Origin of the sequence: Vibrio sp. Vb2880 (assembly GCF_033337975.1) — a bacterium.
Lineage (GTDB): Bacteria > Pseudomonadota > Gammaproteobacteria > Enterobacterales > Vibrionaceae > Vibrio > Vibrio alginolyticus.
Map to the genome: position 1 here is coordinate 1 of NZ_JAWORT010000059.1, position 2834 is coordinate 2834.

The following is a 2834-nucleotide window of genomic DNA, read 5'->3' on the forward strand; positions in this document are numbered from 1 at the left end:
TGTTTTTCTTTGTCCGTCAATTTATAAGTTTGATGGATGTAAGGCATACGATAATCTTCGTAAACTTTAATTTCATCTTCGGATGGTTGGCTTGGAGAGCAATCCACGCGAGCGTCTAACCACTCTACTCCGTGTACGACCAGTTTCTCTACTTTTGACGCAATATCACTGATGATAAATAGCTTTGGAGAAAAGGTCATTTCGAGTAATAGGTCTGGTTCTACAGGGACTATGGGAGTGGGCGTTGCTTTGAAAGGGAAGTCTATTCCACTTTGCTTTGTAAGTAACACGTATTCTTTTTCCATCGTATTGCCTCTATATTATTTAGGTATTATAATACTTCATCAATCTAATTATTTCTCGAGGAGAACAATTATGATCAAGGTCAATTGCTTTACATTTAAATACCATGCAACTTTTCCAAAAAAATATGTATCCGAGTACTTTTTCACAGGAAAAAATTTAACTCTGGTGGTTGATGACACTGAATTGACGCCTTACTTAAAATTAACTCCAACAAATAGTCACCAATCTAATCATTATGCATTAGAGTTAGTTGACGGACTGATTGTAGAACTTTTAAACATTATAAGCTGTGAAGTCAATGAAACTAACAAAGACATAATTATTGATGCTATCTTCACTTTAGAATTTGATTTAGATGACGATGTCAAATTTATAAATAGTGAAATACTTTATCCTATCGAAAGCGATGAAATTCAAGGAGAAAAAGAATATTACTCATATAAAGTAGATGGTGCATTTACCAAAAGAAGAGCACCCTCATTGACTAAATCCATAAACTTAGGCGTTGACTCATCTATTAACCTAGAGGTAAATAATAGCATAGAAAATATGACTATGTAGTTTAAACAATTTCAACAGGGGTCATTATTAAATCATCAGAACCAAAGACTTCCGCAATTTCCTTATCCATTAAGATAGAATATTCGTCATCAACAAAAAATATTCTATCTTTCCAGTCTATCATTTTTTTATCTATCACCAACTTCTTGAATGAAAGCGAATGTCCACTTCTATAAAAATCAGTTTTTTCAAAGTCAATGCAATTCTTAACAGAATGAACCTTCAAGTAATAATAATTATTTATTTCTATCACCCCATCAATAATTACTACTGGCAGAATCGAAACATTATAGATATCTAGCGAAAATAATAATTCTGCATGACACTTATCTATAAGAAAACCATCTGCATATCTATAAATTTTCTTTAACGATTTATCAGTTATTTCACCTGTTGCCTTTATGACGATCCTTGTCTCAAATGATGTAATTTGATCATATACTATTTCAAATGTCCTTATATCGGATTCATAAAAATGAAATTCACTTGTGTAATAATTTTCTGTCACTTCATAAAACTTTAATTCCGACAAATACATGTAATACCATACCCTTCACTTATATATTTCATATGCAGTCTTTAACCTTCCTGCCGTCATTCCCTTTTCCCTAACAGAAATAGGATCAACGTAAAAATTATGTTTTCTTGCACTCTTACAACCATTTGGATTACATCCTTTCCCATTGCCTCCTTCTAACCTATAGTCGTCATCATTAAGTGTAATTTTGAATTTACCATATGTAATGTCAAACGCGATCGCTCTAGACAAGTTGTCAATTGAATCGACGATTTCTCTATCCGTATAATTCTTACATTTCTTTACTATCTTTTTTATTTCTTTTCTTACTTTACCGTTAACTAAGAAATGATATCCTTTTGCGATATCATTGTTCTGTGCTGTTATCCTTCCCAAATTTTCTTCAGGAATAACATTTTTGACTAGTCCCCAAGACTCATGTGATGATGCGTGACGAGGAACTCTCAATTCACATGCAAGATGGCGCACATGTGGCAATAACAAAAGATTCTTAGGGTGATTCACGTTATATAAAGATTCCGTTAGGATCTTTCTATATCGTTTATTCAAATAGTCTAAAGACGAAACTGACACTATATGGTGCGGAGTTAGGGCAGTAACTGGCAGATCTTTGTTAGTATTATTGATAATCCATGGATGTTTATAAACTTTTCTGCCGAACATTTCACATATTGGAGCCCAGTTGTTGCTAAACTTATCAAAACCCTCTGCAACTTCTCTATTCCTGCTTAGGTTGCCTTTCTTTTTTAGCTCTTTCCAATTACCCATTACTTTGCCTTCTTTATCCTATGGCCAATACATTGTGTTTTAAGTTTTCCTATTTCCTTATTACATATTTCACAACGACCAGGTTTCATTTCCTTTTTCTCATTCGCCTTCGCAGAGTTCTTTCCTGACTGAGCAGACTCACCTGTATTGTGTTTTACTTTTGCTGGATAGGTTTTCTCGCCCTTACCTAAGATGCGAGCAAAAAGCTTATCAAACTCGCCCATCGCTTCTTTAAGCTTGTCCGGTACCATCTTATCGATGATTTTTACCTCATCCGCTAACTTCAAGAAATACGTACCGAGCTCATCTGCACCCATTCTGTTTGCGTATGAAGCCAACTCCGTTGCCACTTCAATACAAGGTTTTAAAACATCACTAACAATCTGGCTGGTTTGTTTCGCATAATCCATCCAATCTAACGTGCGCAAGAATTTTTCTGGATCACCCTTACCCATGCCTCTTAAAACAGCTAGCAAAGTATCCTTTGAAGTTCCTTTCCCGCCTTTAAGGGCTACTTTACACGTACCTTTGACTGCACTACCAAATGTCGGGACACAACCGATAAGCGTTAATGAAAGAGCCAGCCAGTTTTCCGACTTTTCACGTTCTTCCTCATTCAACAACGTCATAATGTTCGCTGATAAATCGCGGACATCTGCTG

Annotated in this window: 3 protein-coding genes and 2 pseudogenes; 1 reads left to right on the forward strand and 4 read right to left on the reverse strand. The window is 35.2% G+C overall.

What is annotated here, in order from left to right:
- Positions 1-305 (reverse strand): annotated as a pseudogene (locus tag R7M92_RS24740) (hypothetical protein); the annotation flags it as partial.
- A gap of 70 nt (positions 306-375) precedes the next feature.
- Here R7M92_RS24740 and R7M92_RS24745 point away from each other — a divergent pair.
- Positions 376-867, forward strand: coding sequence for a hypothetical protein (locus tag R7M92_RS24745; RefSeq protein ID WP_318134549.1), 492 nt, complete (start codon positions 376-378; stop codon positions 865-867).
- A gap of 1 nt (position 868) precedes the next feature.
- Here the strand turns inward: R7M92_RS24745 and R7M92_RS24750 are convergent, their stop codons facing one another.
- From R7M92_RS24750 to R7M92_RS24760, 3 genes and pseudogenes are all read right to left on the reverse strand, one after another.
- Complete coding sequence (locus tag R7M92_RS24750) at positions 869-1405, reverse strand: hypothetical protein (protein WP_318134551.1); 537 nt, start codon at positions 1403-1405, stop codon at positions 869-871.
- 15 nt (positions 1406-1420) lie between these two features.
- On the reverse strand, positions 1421-2173 hold the full coding sequence (locus R7M92_RS24755; protein WP_318134553.1) for an AHH domain-containing protein: 753 nt from the start codon (positions 2171-2173) through the stop codon (positions 1421-1423).
- Positions 2173-2834, reverse strand: a pseudogene (locus R7M92_RS24760) (hypothetical protein); the annotation flags it as partial. The pseudogene R7M92_RS24760 and the gene R7M92_RS24755, both read right to left, overlap by 1 nt.

Bases quoted from the DNA above. Each gene is read 5' to 3' on its own strand.
- R7M92_RS24745 (WP_318134549.1), top strand. From the start codon at position 376: ATGATCAAGGTCAATTGCTTTACATTTAAATACCATGCAACTTTTCCA.
- R7M92_RS24750 (WP_318134551.1), bottom strand. From the start codon at position 1,405: ATGTATTTGTCGGAATTAAAGTTTTATGAAGTGACAGAAAATTATTAC.
- R7M92_RS24755 (WP_318134553.1), bottom strand. From the start codon at position 2,173: ATGGGTAATTGGAAAGAGCTAAAAAAGAAAGGCAACCTAAGCAGGAAT.